Genomic DNA, 15,663 nt, shown 5'->3' on the forward strand with positions numbered 1-15,663 from the left:
TGATTGTTTTTTGATCAGGCGTTTTTACCGGGCTTCAGGTTGGCTTTGTCAACTTTTTTATTGATGACGAAAGCGCGGCGAATTGGTGTGAACAAGCCTGTGGATAAGTCTGTGATTAAACTCTGGAAAGACTCCGCTGAAGGCCGTGGTTACTGGCTTGCGGCCATCGTCTGTTTGACCGGCGGGTCGAGAAAATGGCCATGGGCTACACCGCAGACCGATGAGGGTCAAGCGAAAAAGTTTTCAAACTCCTCGCAAAGCCTTGTGGATAGCGGCTTGCAGCTTTCCACTTGCCCCCGGAATGTGTGGATGGGGCTGTGGATAAGGTGCGGGTACATGGCTGCAAGCCACGGTGCATAAGGGGGAGCGTGATTTGATTGTTTTTTGTACAGCTAGTGCGATGGTTGCCGCTGTGTGCAAGGCCGGGCATGCTGCCTGCAGATTTTCTATTCCAATGGCTGAACATCAGCCGAAGCAAGGAGAACACGATGTCCAACACCCTGTTTATTACCGGCGCGACTTCCGGTTTTGGTGAAGCCTGTGCCCGTCGTTTTGCCGAAGCCGGCTGGAAACTGGTGCTGACCGGTCGTCGTGAAGAACGCCTCAATGCGCTGTGCGCCGAGCTGTCGAAGCATACTGAAGTGCATGGTCTGGTGCTCGATGTACGTGATCGCAAGGCCATGGAAGAAGCCATTGCCAACCTGCCGCCGTCCTTCGCCAAACTGCGCGGGCTGATCAACAACGCAGGCCTGGCACTGGGCGTTGATCCGGCCCCAAAATGCGACCTGGACGATTGGGACACCATGGTCGATACCAACATCAAGGGCCTCATGTACAGCACCCGTTTGCTATTGCCGCGTCTGATCGCCCACGGTCGCGGGGCCGGTATCGTCAACCTGGGTTCCATTGCCGGCAATTACCCGTACCCGGGCAGCCACGTGTATGGCGCCAGCAAGGCATTCGTCAAACAGTTCTCCCTGAACCTGCGCTGCGATCTGCAAGGGACTGGCGTACGGGTCAGCAACATCGAGCCGGGCCTGTGCGAGAGCGAGTTCTCGCTGGTGCGTTTCGCCGGTGATCAGGAGCGTTACAACGCCACCTACGCCGGTGCAGACCCGATCCAGCCGCAAGACATTGCCGACACCATTTTCTGGGTCCTCAATGCCCCGGCGCACATCAATATCAACAGCGTGGAGTTGATGCCGGTGAGCCAGACCTGGGCTGGTTTTTCGATTGATCGCAGTGGTGGCAAAGCGTAAGACCGCATCACGGCTATTCGCGGGCAAGTCGGAACGCCGCCCGCTCGCTCCTACTGGATTTCCGCCGTCTGTAGGAGCGAGGCTTGCCCGCGAAGGCGATTTATCAGTCAGCTAAGATATTCGGCCAACCCGCGATAACAGGTCGCCAGGTGATAAGGCGTGGTCGACGGCATGTCCTGACGGCTTACTTCACCCTGTTCATCCCGACACTCATACCAGCCTCCCGCGTGCAGCGAGCGCTGCTGCAGCGCCTGCAATTGGCGCATTACCGCGGCCTCGCTATCCGGACGCAGGGTCAACGCGCGCAGATACTCGGCTTGAGCCCAGATACGCTGGGTAGCGTCACGAGACCCGCCATTCGGCCCCAGGTCAAGCATGGCCCTCACGGTACCGGTCTGTTGGTCGACGCCCAGTTGTTCGGTGAAAGCGAACGCCCGCTCCAGCGAAGCATGCAGTTTTGAACCGCGCAGCAAATCGGAAGACTCAAGCAGGAAATACCACTCGAACTGATGCCCCGGTTCAAACCAGTTATCCATAGCGCCCAACGGTTTCTCCATCAGCACGCCGTGTTGCGGATCGATAAAACGCTTCTGCATGGCTGTGCATAACTCGACAAGCCCCCGTTGCACAGCGAGGTCTTCGCGTACCGACAGGGTGGCGAGGAAGGCTTCGGCCAGATGCATCAAAGGGTTCTGCAGCGGGCCGGTTTCCAGGGTTTTCCAGTCACGATCAAGGCTGGCTTCGTAGAGGCCATCGCCGGTAGCGAAACGTCGGGCGATCACTTCCAGGGCTGCGTTGAGTACGACTCCACCAACGGCTCGCGGACTTTTCCCCAGTAGTGGGCGCAGGCGAACAGGATGAATGCGTGGGTGTAGAGGTCTTTGCGCTGATCCAGCGGCGCTCCGTGCGGGTCGATACTGTAAAACCAGCCGCCGTGTTCGGCGTCGTGGAAATGCCGTTGCAAGGAACGGAACAGCGCCGCAGCACGCTCTTCGGCGGCTGGCACTTGGCCGATCAGGCTGGCAAACAGATAAAGCTGCCGCGCGCAGGCCATGGCCCGGTAGCGCTGGGGAGGCAGCGGCTGGTGCTCGGCATCCAGCGCCTCAAACGGCAACGCCATGTCGGCATTCCAGCCGGGACCTTGCCACAGTGGCACGATCACGTTCAGGAAGTGCTGTTGCACCGAAGTGAACAGATCGGTCAATTCAGGCTGAGAGGCGGAGCGGGAAACATGCGGCATTGGCTGGCGTCGTCACGGCAGGTTAATTGCGCGACATGTTAGCAGGCCTTAGAGATGTGGTGTCTGTCAGGCCGTCTTCGCGAGCAAGCCCGCTCCCACAGGTTATGTGTCGTCCACAATTGCGATGCAGCACAAATCCTGTAGGAGCGAGGCTTGCCCGCGAAGAGGCCATCACTGGCGCCAAGGAATCAACCCGCCAACAACCAGACCCCAGTCGCCGCCGAAGCCGCACCCGCCAGTCGAACCAGCGGAGCAGCCGCTTGCGGCAGCACTCGCACCATCGCATAACCAGCCGCATGCAACGCCGCCGTCGCCGCGACAAACCCCGCCGCATACGCCCAAGGACTCGACATGTCCGGCAATTCCAGCCCATGCGCCACGCCATGGAACAGCGCAAACAACGCCGTCGCAGCCACCGCCAGGCTCAACGGCGGACGCACCGCCAAAGCCACCGCCAGACCCAGCGCCAGCACAGACGTGGCAATCGCGCTTTCCAGCGCAGGCAGGTTCAAGCCTTCAAAACCCAGCAACCCGCCGAGTAGCATGGTGGCGACAAAGGTGCACGGCAGCGCCCAACGTGCCGCGCCTTTTTGCTGCGCCGCCCACAGGCCGACCGCAAGCATCGCCAGCAAATGGTCAAGGCCGTCGATTGGGTGGCTGATGCCGGCGATCAAACCATTGTCGCCATGTCCCGGGTGGGCGAAGGCGATGGCTGGGGTCAGCAACAGGGCCATGGCGCCCAGAATGCGTTTCAGTGTCATGGGTAAGCTTCCTTGTTGATCAGTCGTGTTCAGGCTGCAGTCAGCAGGCCCTGGCGTTCGATGAAGGCGATGATCTCTTCCAGACCCTGGCCGGTTTTCTGGTTGCTGAAGACGAACGGCTTGCCGTTACGCATGCGCGTTGTGTCGCTGTCCATCAAGGTCAGCGATGCCCCACCAGCGGCGCCAGGTCAATTTTGTTGATCACCAGCAGATCGGATTTGCAGATGCCCGGTCCGCCCTTGCGTGGCAGCTTGTCGCCGGCGGAAACGTCGATCACGTAAATGGTCAGGTCGGACAGTTCAGGGCTGAAGGTCGCCGACAGGTTGTCACCACCCGATTCCACCAGAATCAGATCCAGACCGGGAAAACGGCGGTTCAACTGATCCACGGCTTCGAGATTGATCGAGGCGTCTTCGCGGATCGCCGTGTGCGGGCAGCCGCCGGTTTCCACGCCAATGATGCGTTCCGGCGCCAGAGCCTGGTTACGCACCAGAAAGTCGGCGTCTTCACGGGTGTAGATGTCATTGGTCACGACGGCCAGGTTGTAACGGTCGCGCAGGGCCAGGCACAGGGCCAGGGTCAGGGCGGTTTTACCGGAACCGACCGGGCCGCCGATGCCGACGCGCAGAGGTTGTGTGTTCATGTGCTTCTCCTAAACAAGGGGGCCAAATTAGGGGCCCTAGGAACGGAACAGTCGGCTGTATTGGCGCTCGTGGGCCATACACGCCAGGGACAGGCCGAAAGCGGCGCTGCCATAATGTTCAGGGTTGATGTCGGTGGCGTTCTGCTGGGCTTGTTGCAACAGCGGCAGCAGTTCACTGGTCAGGCGTTGGGCTGCTTGCTGGCCCAGCGGCAGGGTTTTCATCAACACCGCCAACTGGTTTTCCAGCCAGCTCCAGAACCACGCGGCCAATGCATCCTGCGGGCTGATCTGCCAGGCGCGAGCGGCCAGCGCCCAACCCAAAGCCAGGTGCGGTTCGCAGCGTTGTTCGAGGAAGCCACGGGCCGTTGCATCCAGCTCGGGCAAACCGTTGAGCAATTGTTGCAAGGAGTAGCCCATCTGCCGGCTCTCCTGATACAGCTCGCGGGTTTCCCGGCTGGCGCGGTGTTCTTCGCAGCGTTGCAGCAGTTCGCACCAGTTCTCTTCCCAAGCGGCCACGCAATGGGCGAGCAGCAGCGGGGCTTCGAAGCGGGCGAGATTAAGCAGCAGTTGATCACTGATCCAGCGTCGCGCGCTGGCGAGATCGTTCACTCGGCCGTTCTCTACCGCCATTTCCAGGCCCTGGGAATAGCTGTAGCCGCCAATCGGCAATTGCGGACTGGCCAGGCGCAGCAGCGCCCAGGCGGGGTTCATGAGCGCAGACCGAACTGGTGCAGTTTGGGCGGGTAGTTGAAGTCTTCATCGCCATGGCGCGAATGATGATGGCCGCCACCATATGCGCCGTGCTCAGGCTGGAACGGCGCTTCGATGTTCTCGGTGGTGGCGCCCAGTTGTTCGAGCATCGCCTTGAGCACGTAATCGTCAAGCAGGCGCAACCAGCCGTCGCCAACCTGCAGGGCGACGTGGCGGTTGCCCAGGTGATAAGCGGCGCGGGTCAATTCGAAAGCGTTGGCGCAGGTGACGTGCAACAGTTGCTCGGCGCGCGCGCAAACGCGGACGATGCGCCCGTCTTCGGCTTGCAGGCATTCGCCGTCATACAAAGGCGATTGACCGCGCTCCAGAAACAACCCGACGTCTTCACCTTCAGCACTGAAACAGCGCAAACGGCTTTTGCTCCGAGCTTCGAAGGTCAGGTGCAACTCGGCGGCCCAGGCAGGTTGAAGATCGATTCTGCGATGAATAACCAGCATCGGAAAGCTTCCAGCAATGGACAATGCTCCAGGCTAGAGCAAGGGGCTTGCCAAGCGGGGGGTGTGTAGGAAATGGCTGTAAGGAGAGTAGGGCGAAGCTATCGGAGGCGGGGGGCTGGATTAAGTTGGTGCGTGGCATTTGAACGTGCACCAAGTTGAGGCAATCTACGATTCAAGCCCTGATCGTTTCCATGCGCAGCAAAGGAATGCCTCAACGGACGCTCCGCGTTCGGCCTTTTGGGACGCAGAGCGTCCCGAGCTGCATTCCCACGCAGAGCGTGGGAACGATCAGATCAGTGACAAGGGATTATTCGGTGCTACCCAGGCCCTGCCAATGCTTCAACCCGATAAAGATAAACCGCAGCTGCTGGGTGATTTTGGCCTGAGGCGTCAGGTGTTCAGGCAGGGCCTCGACCGGTGGGTCGATGATTTCCGGCAAGGTGGCGAACACGCTTTTTACGATCAGATCCGCCATGACGCTCAGGCCGGCGATGTCCAGGTGTTGCAACTTCGGCATCAACGACAGGTCGGCAGCGAGGTCCGAACTGATATCTTCACGCAAGCGGCCAATGGCCAGGCGCACCGGGAGCGAGCCTCCGTACTGCTCGCGGGCAAGAAACAGAAACTGCGAACGGTTGGCACTGACCACATCAAGAAAGATCCGCACGGACGCATCAATGATGCCGCCCATGACGAATTCGTTGTGCCGCACCAAACGGATGGTTTCACGGAAGGTCTGGCCGACCTCGCTGACCAGAACCAGTCCCAGTTCATCCATATCGGCGAAATGCCGGTAAAAGCCGGTAGGGACGATCCCGGCGGTTTTCGCCACTTCGCGCAAACTCAGGCTGCCGAATCCTCGGCCACCTTCCATCAAGTGGCGGGCAGCGTCCATCAGGGCGTTGCGGGTTTGTTGTTTCTGTTCGGCGCGGGGCAGCATCGCAAGGGCGTTTTCTGGAGAAGGAGAGCGGCGCACTCTAGCAAATCGGCTTTGCCTGCGTCGAACGTCGAACGTTGATAAAGGAGATCAAGCGGGGAGGCGGTGCGTCTATAGAGTGAGGAGCCAGAAAGTCAAAAGCCCAATCCGGTGATTGGGCTATTTTCAGGGCCGCCATGGGCTTAGCTCGTAGCGCTGTTGCGTTCGATTACACGGTCACCACCGCCTTCGGCCAGCGTTTGACCTTGTGGGGTGCGGTCCGAGCCGTCAGCGGCCAGGGTTTGACCTTGTGGAGTGCGGTCCGAGCCGTCAGCGGCCAGGGTTTGACCTTGTGGGGTGCGCTCCGAGCCGTCAGCGGCGAGGGTTTGACCTTGTGGAGTACGGTCAGAGCCATCTTGAGTGATCAGGCCTTTTTCTTTCAGGCGATCGTTACCACCTTCGGCGAGGGTCTGGCCTTGTGGGGTGCGGTCGGAACCATCAGCGGCGACGGTTTGGCTGAACACTGAGTGGTTGTCTTTCACTTGTGGGGTAGCCTGGTCGGCAGCTGGCAGTGCGAATGCAGTGCTGGCCAGCATTGAGAGGGTAAGGCTAAGCAGCAATTGGCGTTTCATGATCGGATGCTCCGTAGGAGGGCGATAAAGTGGGTACGAGTGCAATGCTACTCTCGATAAGTCGATATAAAAGTTCATAAACGCAATGATAATAATCAACGAAATTGATTGTTCTCTGGAGCCCTTCTAAACCGGGCCTTTCCGGCGGATGCATTTGCACCGAGGTGGGTATTTTCGACTCACTTGCGCCACGCAAAAGTGCGGGTCCGGTAACGCTAAATAGGAGAGGAGAGCACTGGTCGACCGGTCAATTGCGCCAAAATCGTTTTTTGATTAAACCTGCGGACGGTTTTCCAGTCGTAGATTCCATAGCGGGCCGGTTCTGGCTCTGCGTTTTTTATGTGCGTCGCAGTCGGGGCGCTCAGTCGTATCAGGAGCCCTGTGCAATGACGCGCACTCGTAAAATTCTCGCCTGGACCATCACCAGCCTCGTTGTCCTGCTGGCCGTGCTGGTGGCGATCATCGTGTTCTTCGATTGGAACCGGATCAAACCACCCCTCAACGCCAAGGTGTCCGAGGAGCTGCACCGACCATTCGCCATCAACGGCAACCTGGCGGTGGTCTGGCGGCGCGAGCTCGAAGAGGGCGGTTGGCGCGCCTGGGTGCCGTGGCCGCATGTGGTGGCCGAGGATCTGAGCCTGGGCAATCCGGACTGGTCGAAGGCACCGCAGATGGTCACCCTCAAACGCGTGGAACTGCGCATCTCGCCTTTGGCCTTGTTGGCGCAACGCGTGGTAATCCCGCGTATCGACCTCACCGAGCCCAATGCCGAGCTGCAACGCCTGGCCGACGGTCGCGCCAACTGGACGTTCAAGTTCGATCCGAAAGACCCGAACGCCAAATCTTCACCGTGGGTGGTGGATATCGGCGCGATCGGCTTCGACAAGGGCCACGTCACCCTCGACGATCAGAGCCTGAAGACGCAGCTCGACGTGCTGATCGATCCGCTGGGCAAACCGATTCCGTTCAGCGAGATCGTCGGTGACAAAGCCGCAAAAACCGCGCAAGAGCAGGGGGCGGCACCGCAGGACTACGCGTTTGCCTTGAAGGTCAAAGGCCAGTACCACGGACAAAAACTGGCGGGCCAGGGCAAGATTGGCGGCCTGTTGTCCTTGCAGGACGCTGCCCGGCCATTTCCGTTGCAGGCTCAAGTGAAGATCGCCGACGCCAGCGTCGAGTTGGCCGGCACCCTGACCGATCCGATGAACCTCGGCGCACTGGACCTGCGCCTGAAACTTGCCGGTACCAGCCTGGGCAATCTCTATCCGTTGACCGGCGTGACGCTGCCAGATACGCCGCCATATGCGACTGACGGTCAGTTGATCGCCAAGCTGCATGAGCCGGGGGCGCAGTGTTTCGCTATGAAGGATTCAACGGCACCATCGGCGCCAGCGATATCCATGGCAACTTGAGTTATGTCGCCAGCCAGCCACGGCCGAAACTCAGCGGTTCGCTACTTTCCAATCAACTGTTGTTTGCCGACCTGGCGCCATTGATCGGCGCCGACTCCAATGCCAAGCAAAAGGCCCGTGGCGGTGAAAGCAAGCAGCCGGCGGACAAAGTGCTGCCGGTCGAAGAGTTCAAGACCGAGCGCTGGCGGGATATGGACGCCGATGTCGAGTTCACCGGAAAACGCATCGTCCACAGCGAAAAAATGCCGTTCAGCGATCTCTACACGCACCTGCTGCTCACCGATGGCGTGCTCAGCCTGGAACCGCTGCGGTTTGGCGTGGCGGGCGGCAAGCTGGATGCGCAGATTCGCCTGAACGGTCAGACCGAGCCCCTGGAGGGCAAGGCTAAACTCACTGCACGCGGCTTTAAGCTCAAGCAGTTGTTCCCGACCTTCGAGCCGATGAAAACCAGTTTTGGTGAACTCAATGGCGATGCTGACATTACCGGACGCGGCAACTCGGTGGCCAAGTTGCTGGGTAGCGCCAACGGCAATCTGAAAATGCTGATCAACGACGGGGCAATCAGTCGCGAGTTGATGGAACTGGCCGGGTTGAACGTCGGCAACTATGTAGTGGGCAGGATCTTTGGCGACAAGGAAGTGAAGATCAACTGTGCGGCCGCCGACTTCAACATCAGAAGCGGTCTGGCGACCACGCGGCTGTTTGTCTTCGATACCGAGAATGCGATCATTTATATCGATGGCACGGCGAACATGGCGACCGAACAACTGGACCTGACCATTACCCCGGAATCCAAAGGCTGGCGTTTGATTTCGTTGCGTTCACCGCTGTATGTGCGGGGCAAGTTCATCAAACCCGATGCTGGAGTGAAAACCGTGCCATTGCTGTTGCGCGGGGCCGGGATGGTTGCGCTGGGTGTGATCGCCGCGCCAGCGGCGGGGTTGCTGGCGTTGGTGGCACCGAGCGGCGGCGAACCGAATCAGTGTGCGCCGTTGCTGGAGCAGATGAAGGCGGGCAAGGCGCCGAAGACGGTGAAGAACTGAGGCGTGTTTGAAAGGATGGTTGATCGCTCTCGCAGCTTAGATCCGAGAGCAATCAAATTATTGTGTCAGCCCAAACGGTTGGGTGTTGGGACATGCAGCAAATCGGTGTTGATGTGATTGCCGATTTTTTTTATCACACTAGCTCTGATCTTGTCGTACTGGCGCGCATCCAGCGAACTATTCAACAACCACATATTGGATTTTCCATCCTTGAGGGAGTTTAGGAGGGGTTGATCCAGGATGTCCATGCTGATTCCACCGCATGTTTTGAATTTAACCTGCAGGGTGATGATGCTTGCATTGTTGCGAACAACGGTCAGCCGGGTTGAAGTGGCCACCGGTTTTTGCGTTGAGAGGACGCAATTGATTTCGTTGACTGGGATAAACGTGTTCGCTTGAAGTTTATCGAGAATTTTTTGGATAATCGGTGACTGGGTTGGCGGCTTCTTCAGTTGCAAAAAAGCGTTAAGTAGAAATTGTTTTTCCTCTTTGGTCAGAGAAGTTCCCATGCCTAGTTCGACGATTTCCAAGAGGCTTTTGTTGGAAAACTCGAATTGCTTAATCGTTCGGGCATTTTCAATCCAACCCAATTTTCCGACAGTGTTTGCATATTCGGAGAACAGTTGTTCTCGGTTGTTTGAGTGTTTTGAAGTCGATGCGAGATCACCGAGAAGACTGGAATTCAAAATGTCCTGTTTATAGTCTTCGCCGTGCGCACCAAAAAAAACGGTGATGGTGCCGTTAATCAGGTAAGTGTCATAAGTGGATGCTTCCATGGTTTGGGTACTCGAAGTGTCGTACGAAAATTGTTTAAATCGGCAGAGGTGTACCGATTTAAACAGTCATTGATTTTAGAAGTCAGGAAGGTCGTCAATGAATTTTTTGCCGGCCTCGCTGTATCTACTCAACAACCTGGCACGTAGCCCCGAGAAAACGTTGTTGTCCAGATAGCAGCGCACAGCTCCGGTTTTTATGGAAGTGGATTGTCGTGTGGACTTCCAGAATAGGATTCCGCGGCTGCTTTCGCGCGCATCGAGAGAGATGCAGTTAAGTATCATGTTCGCTTGCCCGTTGCCATCGACCCAGACGGGGGCGATGTCGAACTTGGCTTGCGTGCCAAGCTTGGAGCCACTGTTAAAGATGTCGATCGCCCGAGGGCTGCTTTGCACGGCTTCTACAGCTTGTTTGCCGACATTTGCCAGAATGCTAGCGCCTGCGGCACCTATGAGTCCCCTGGAAACTTCCAAGGCTACCTGGTCCATCGTCAGCCCGGTTCTCCTGATGGTGACCTCTTGGATGTTCTTGTTTTGAATAGTCCAGCCTAGATTTGACAGGCCATCCACATAATCTTTGTACCATTCAAAGAGCTGTTTCTCTTCGGGGTATTTTATAGTGGCCGCTCGCTGCATTACCAACTTGCAAAGGTTGACGTCGTCAATGGTTTGTTGCGAAACGCCCGGTAGATACGCATTAATCGTGTCGGGCATGACACTGGCGGTTGATTTACTGACGTCGTGCGGCGGCGTGTCTTCCGAGAAGCCACCAAATGCCCGCGGCATCATGATTGGTGGTAACGATGGCAGGGAGTCAATGAAATCGAGACGTTGTTCAAGATGCATAAAAGTATTCCTTTACTTGGTTATGTGAACAACCAGATGGTTGTAATGGCTAGATTAAGTTTATGCTGAGAAAAGTCCATTTGAGGTTTGTAACTTTGAATGGTAAAGCGGTAGATAGCTAAAGTGTCGTCGCGATCAATATAATTTTATCTTCGATGTTTTCTTGATCCGATCACACGTTGGGCACGGTGTTTCTCGGGTTTGCGTTGCTAGGCGAAAGCCTGACGGCGGTCAAGTCGCTGTCGGTAGGGTTGATCGTTGCGGGGGTAGTGGGGCTGAAGTAGCGAATGTCATAGACTGGTCGTCGACTTGTCACGTTCGCTGCAGATGCTTGGCGGATGTCATGCCTCGCGCCTTGCGTCAACGCTCACTCACAACCCTCGATCACAAGCCTCGATCACAAGGAAGTCCGCCCATGTCGCAAGGTTCGGCCACGCGTTATCCGCTGGTGCTGGTCCCGGGAATGCTCGGGTTTGTCCGGCTGCTGCTTTATCCGTACTGGTACGGATCATTTCGGCGCTACGCCGGGGTGGTGCGGTGGTGTTTGCAGTGCAGGTCTCGCCAATCAATTCCAATGAAGTACGCGGTGAACAGTTGCTGGCGCGGATCGAGGAGATTCTGCGTGAGACGGGGGCCGAGAAGGTCAACCTGATCGGCCACAGCCAAGGCTCGCTGACTGCCCGGTACGCTGCCGCCAAGCGCCCTGATCGGGTGGCGTCGGTGACGTCGGTGGCGGGCCCAATCATGGCTCCGAACTGGCGGACTACCTGCACAAACATTATCCCCATGACAGCGCCAAGGGTCGATTGCTGTGCTTTTTGCTACGTCTGGTCGGTTCGCTGATGAGTCTGCTGGAAACCGGTTATCGCGGTCCGAAGCTGCCAATGGATATCCACGGCGCTCACCACTCACTCACCACAGAAGGCGTGACGCTGTTCAATCAGCGTTATCCACAGGGGCTGCCGGAGATCTGGGGCGGGCATGGGCCGCAAGAGGTGAACGGCGTGCGTTACTACTCCTGGTCGGGCACTTTGCAACCGGGCAAGACCGATCGCGGGCGCAACCTGTTCGATGGCACCAACCGCAGTTGCCGGCTGTTCGCCAGGACCTTCGTTCGCGAAGCCGGACATTGCGACGGGATGGTCGGACGCTACAGCTCGCATCTGGGGACGGTGATTGGCGATGAGTATCCGCTGGACCACTTCGACATCGTCAATCAGTCGTTGGGTCTGGTGGGGAAGGGGGCGGAGCCGGTGCGGTTGTTTGTCGAGCATGCTGCACGGCTAAAAGCCGCCGGAGTTTAATGGTCAGACCGTATCATCGTTCTTCGCGAGCAAGCCCGCTCCCACAATTGAAATGCATTCCAAATGTGGGAGCGGGCTTGCTCGCGAAGAGGCCAGATCAGGCGACGCTGACCTTACGGCCCAACACAGTGGTCCAGCGCTCGGAAAGTATCACGCCACCTAGCGTCAACATCCCACCCACCAGGTGATACATCGCCAATTGCTCATGCAGCACCGCCGCCGCAATCAGTGCGGTCATCACCGGCAGCAAATTGAAAAACAGCGTGGTCCGGCTGGGTCCCAAACGGACCACGGCCTGCATCCACGCCAGTGGCGCCAGCATCGAAGCCAGCAGGCAGGCGTACAACACCAGCGGAATGTTCTGCAGGGTCAGGCCGATTTTCGGTGAAGCGAGGAACAACGGAAAAAGCACAACCACCGCCACCAGCACCTGCAAATACAACAACACCAGCGGCGGCAGTTTCAGCTGCCATTTCTTCAGCAGTGTGCTGTAAATCGCATAGGCCAGCGTGGCGACCAGCATCATCGCATCACCCAGGTTCACCCCGTGCTCCAAAAGCACGGCGAGGCTGCCTGACGAGACGACCACCAATACCCCGGCGAACGACAGCACTGCACCGGCCAGTGCGCCGACGGTCAGGCGCTGGCCGAGGCTGATGATCGCCATGGCCAGGGACATCAATGGCATCAGCGACAGGATGATTCCCATGTTAGTGGCCGAGGTCAGGGCCGCGGCGAAATACGCCAGGCTTTGATAGACCGCCATGCCGAGCACACCCAGGATGAAAATCTTGCCCAGATTCGGGCGAATCGCCGGCCAGTGGGCGATCACCGGTTTAAGCATGAAGGGTGTGAACAGCAGTCCGGCGAGCAGCCAGCGGTAGAAACCGATCTCGGCGGGGAAGATCGCCCCGGCTGACATTTTTGTGATCACGGTGTTGCCGGCCCAGATAAAAATGGCCAGCAGGGGATAAGCGTATTGCATCGGGGAAAACCAGAACGTTAATGAGCGGTGATTATCCCCTGTCTGGATACAAGCCTATACTTCGATCCAGACAACCCACCCCTGATTCCGGACAGCATGACCAGTAAACCCATCAATCTGCTGGATTTCAGCGAATTGCCTGCCCGGTGTACTTTCGCTACGCCGATTTTGATGCGCACCGCTTTGCCTCGGCTCATCGGCATCCGTGGGGCACGCTGGAATATTCGGCCCATGGCGTGCTGCACATGGAGATCGGCGGCAGCCGCTTCATGTCACCGCCGCAATACGCGGTCTGGGTGCCGCCCGAGACCGAGCACAGTTTCTACAGCAACCAGCCGATCAATTACCGCGCGGTCTGTCTCGCGCCGCCCCTTTGCCGCGACTTGCCACAGCAAGCCTGCACACTGGCCATCAGCGACATCCTCAAGGCCATACTCAAGGATTTCGCCACCCGTGACGTAAAAATTCCCGAGCAGGACGCGGACCAGCGCCTGGCCCAGGTGTTGGTGGATCAGTTGCAACAGGCGCCGGTGCATGAGTGCTACCTGCCCTACGCCAGCAGCGCCGGGTTGCTTGGCATTCTCGAAGCCCTGCAGAACGTACCTGGGGACAACCGGCCGTTGGCGGACTGGGCGGCGCTCATTCATGTGAGCGAGCGCACCCTGGCGCGGCAGTTTGTCCGCGAGTTGGGCATGAGCTTCGGCGAGTGGCGCCAGCGACTGCGGTTTCTCGCCGCCATCGAAGCGCTGGACAGTAATCGCAGCATTCAGGAAGTCGCCTTCGACATGGGCTACAGCACCGGCTCGGCATTTATTGCGATGTTCCAGCGCCAGGCCGGGTGTACGCCGGAGCAGTATCGACGTAGCCATCTGGAGAGCAGGAAGGCGTAACAGGTGTTGTCTACACTCCACTGCGAGGCCGTTCCTCTCGGTACGGCGAGAAGGAGAAAACTCCATGAAGATGTTGCGTGTCCCTTTGTTGATGATCGGTTTGCTGCTCTGCTCCCAGAGCTTCGCCGCCACTGAACAACAGAACAAGATGACCACCTGCAACGCCGACGCAACTGCAAAAAGCCTCAAGGGCGACGAGCGCAAAGCCTTCATGAGCACCTGCCTCAAGGCGGCACCGGCAGCAAACGATGCCGGCAAAGCCTTGACCCCGCAGCAGGAAAAAATGAAAACCTGTAATGCCGATGCTGCGACCAAAGCCTTGAAAGGCGATGCGCGCAAGGCGTTCATGAGTGATTGTCTGAAGAAAAAATAATCACTGGGCCGGGATGTGTGGAGGTTGTAATGGCCTCTTCGCGGGCAAGCCCGCTCCCACAGGGTCTCTGTGCTGAACAGAGAATGTGCCGTTATCCGAGATCACTGTGGGAGCGGGCTTGCCCGCGAAGGGGGCGGTAAGAACACTGCAAAAAATCGAGCAGCCCCCGACCAAGGTCGCCCCACACAATCCCTAGTGCTGACACCGGATCGCTGGCAGACTGCCAATCCTTTTTACGCCGTTTGTTTTTGAGGCTGTATGCCAACGTTTTCTCAGCGTCATGTATTGCTGTTCATCAGCTGGGTCATCATCTTTGGCGGACTGCTGCTGGTCATCCCGCTGCGATTGTTGCCTAGCCTGCTGGCCGGGTTACTGGTGTTCGAACTGGTCAACATGCTCACCCCGCAATTGCAGCGGTTGATCGAGGGTCGGCGTGCGCGCTGGGTAGCGGTGGCGTTGCTGGGGACATTAGTGGTCAGTGTGTTGACGCTGATCTTCGCCGGCGCCATCAGTTTTCTACTGCACGAGGCAGAAAACCCCGGTGCTTCACTCGACAAATTCATGCACGTGGTCGACCGCGCTCGCGGCCAGTTGCCGCCATTCCTTGACGCTTACTTGCCGGCCAGCGCTGCGGAGTTTCGCGTGGCGATTGGCGAGTGGATGAGCAAGCACCTCAGCGATTTGCAGCTAGTGGGCAAGGACGCGGCGCACATGTTCGTGACCTTGCTGATCGGCATGGTGCTCGGCGCGATCATCGCTTTGCAGCGTGTGCCGGACCTGACCAAGCGCAAGCCTCTGGCCGCGGCGCTGTTCGACCGGTTGCATCTGCTGGTTCAGGCGTTTCGAAACATCGTGTTCGCGCAGATCAAGATTTCCCTGCTCAACACGTTATTCACGGGAATTTTTCTGGTAGTGATCCTGCCGCTGTTCGGCATCAAACTGCCACTGACCAAAACCCTGATCGTGCTGACGTTCCTGCTCGGCCTTTTACCGGTTATCGGTAACTTGATGTCGAACACACTGATCACCATCGTCGGTCTGTCGCTGTCGATCTGGGTCGCCGTGGCGGCGCTGGGTTATCTGATCTTTATCCACAAGCTGGAATACTTCCTCAACGCGCGCATCGTCGGCGGGCAGATCAGTGCCAAGTCGTGGGAGTTGCTGTTGGCGATGCTGGTGTTCGAAGCCGCGTTCGGCCTGCCGGGGGTGGTGGCGGGGCCGATTTATTACGCGTATTTGAAGAGTGAGTTGAGGCAAATCGGGATGGTTTGATCCGAGGGATATGTTGCCTGGTAGGGCCCCTTCGCGAGCAAGCCCGCTCCCACAGGAACCTACACAATACTGTAGGAGCGAGGCTTGCCCGCGAAGGGCGCACCTC

Annotated in this window: 11 protein-coding genes and 6 pseudogenes; 7 read left to right on the forward strand and 10 right to left on the reverse strand. The window is 58.0% G+C overall.

The window, feature by feature from the left end; all coding sequences use genetic code 11:
• Positions 1–488: 488 nt before the first annotated feature.
• Positions 489–1,259, forward strand: a complete 771-nt coding sequence (locus CES87_RS12920) for an SDR family oxidoreductase (RefSeq protein ID WP_128606414.1) — start codon at positions 489–491, stop codon at positions 1,257–1,259.
• Positions 1,260–1,366: 107 nt separating this feature from the next.
• Here CES87_RS12920 and CES87_RS12925 read toward each other — a convergent pair.
• From CES87_RS12925 to CES87_RS12955, 7 genes and pseudogenes are all read right to left on the reverse strand, one after another.
• Positions 1,367–2,499 (reverse strand): annotated as a pseudogene (locus CES87_RS12925) (AGE family epimerase/isomerase).
• A gap of 188 nt (positions 2,500–2,687) precedes the next feature.
• Positions 2,688–3,260 carry a HupE/UreJ family protein gene (locus tag CES87_RS12930; RefSeq protein ID WP_128606415.1) on the reverse strand — a complete coding sequence of 191 codons (573 nt, stop codon included), beginning with the start codon at positions 3,258–3,260 and terminating at the stop codon, positions 2,688–2,690.
• Between the two features lie 29 nt (positions 3,261–3,289).
• Positions 3,290–3,903: pseudogene (ureG, locus tag CES87_RS12935) on the reverse strand (urease accessory protein UreG).
• Positions 3,904–3,939: 36 nt separating this feature from the next.
• A complete protein-coding gene (locus tag CES87_RS12940) occupies positions 3,940–4,614 on the reverse strand; it encodes an urease accessory protein UreF (protein ID WP_128606416.1) in 675 nt (224 codons plus the stop codon).
• Entirely contained in the window at positions 4,611–5,111 is a 501-nt protein-coding gene (gene ureE / locus CES87_RS12945; RefSeq protein WP_128606417.1) for an urease accessory protein UreE, read from the reverse strand. The genes CES87_RS12940 and ureE overlap by 4 nt, the downstream gene beginning before the upstream one ends.
• Before the next feature lie 307 nt (positions 5,112–5,418).
• Positions 5,419–6,051 carry a TetR family transcriptional regulator gene (locus tag CES87_RS12950; RefSeq protein WP_128606418.1) on the reverse strand — a complete coding sequence of 211 codons (633 nt, stop codon included), beginning with the start codon at positions 6,049–6,051 and terminating at the stop codon, positions 5,419–5,421.
• Positions 6,052–6,230: 179 nt separating this feature from the next.
• A complete protein-coding gene (locus CES87_RS12955; RefSeq protein WP_128606419.1) occupies positions 6,231–6,659 on the reverse strand; it encodes a hypothetical protein in 429 nt (142 codons plus the stop codon).
• A gap of 386 nt (positions 6,660–7,045) precedes the next feature.
• Here CES87_RS12955 and CES87_RS12960 point away from each other — a divergent pair.
• Positions 7,046–9,114: pseudogene (locus tag CES87_RS12960) on the forward strand (AsmA family protein).
• Between the two features lie 65 nt (positions 9,115–9,179).
• Here CES87_RS12960 and CES87_RS12965 read toward each other — a convergent pair.
• Positions 9,180–9,890, reverse strand: a complete 711-nt coding sequence (locus CES87_RS12965; protein WP_128606420.1) for a hypothetical protein — start codon at positions 9,888–9,890, stop codon at positions 9,180–9,182.
• 75 nt (positions 9,891–9,965) lie between these two features.
• Positions 9,966–10,733 carry a hypothetical protein gene (locus CES87_RS12970; protein WP_128606421.1) on the reverse strand — a complete coding sequence of 256 codons (768 nt, stop codon included), beginning with the start codon at positions 10,731–10,733 and terminating at the stop codon, positions 9,966–9,968.
• 176 nt (positions 10,734–10,909) lie between these two features.
• Between CES87_RS12970 and CES87_RS12975 the strand changes: the two are divergent.
• Both CES87_RS12975 and CES87_RS12980 read left to right on the forward strand, forming a co-directional pair.
• Positions 10,910–11,017, forward strand: a pseudogene (locus CES87_RS12975) (QacE family quaternary ammonium compound efflux SMR transporter); the annotation flags it as partial.
• 131 nt (positions 11,018–11,148) lie between these two features.
• Positions 11,149–12,037, forward strand: a pseudogene (locus CES87_RS12980) (esterase/lipase family protein).
• A gap of 97 nt (positions 12,038–12,134) precedes the next feature.
• Here CES87_RS12980 and CES87_RS12985 read toward each other — a convergent pair.
• On the reverse strand, positions 12,135–13,022 hold the full coding sequence (locus CES87_RS12985; RefSeq protein WP_128606422.1) for a DMT family transporter: 888 nt from the start codon (positions 13,020–13,022) through the stop codon (positions 12,135–12,137).
• Between the two features lie 96 nt (positions 13,023–13,118).
• Between CES87_RS12985 and CES87_RS12990 the strand changes: the two are divergent.
• The 3 genes and pseudogenes from CES87_RS12990 (at position 13,119) to CES87_RS13000 (ending at position 15,557) form a co-directional block, all read left to right on the forward strand.
• A pseudogene (locus CES87_RS12990) lies at positions 13,119–13,912 on the forward strand (helix-turn-helix transcriptional regulator).
• 64 nt (positions 13,913–13,976) lie between these two features.
• Positions 13,977–14,285 (forward strand): PsiF family protein, encoded by a 309-nt coding sequence (locus CES87_RS12995; protein ID WP_096513655.1) that lies wholly within the window; start codon positions 13,977–13,979, stop codon positions 14,283–14,285.
• A gap of 258 nt (positions 14,286–14,543) precedes the next feature.
• Complete coding sequence (locus CES87_RS13000) at positions 14,544–15,557, forward strand: AI-2E family transporter (RefSeq protein WP_128606423.1); 1,014 nt, start codon at positions 14,544–14,546, stop codon at positions 15,555–15,557.
• Positions 15,558–15,663 lie beyond the last annotated feature (106 nt).

This window comes from Pseudomonas sp. ERMR1:02, assembly GCF_002277815.1.
GTDB lineage: Bacteria > Pseudomonadota > Gammaproteobacteria > Pseudomonadales > Pseudomonadaceae > Aquipseudomonas.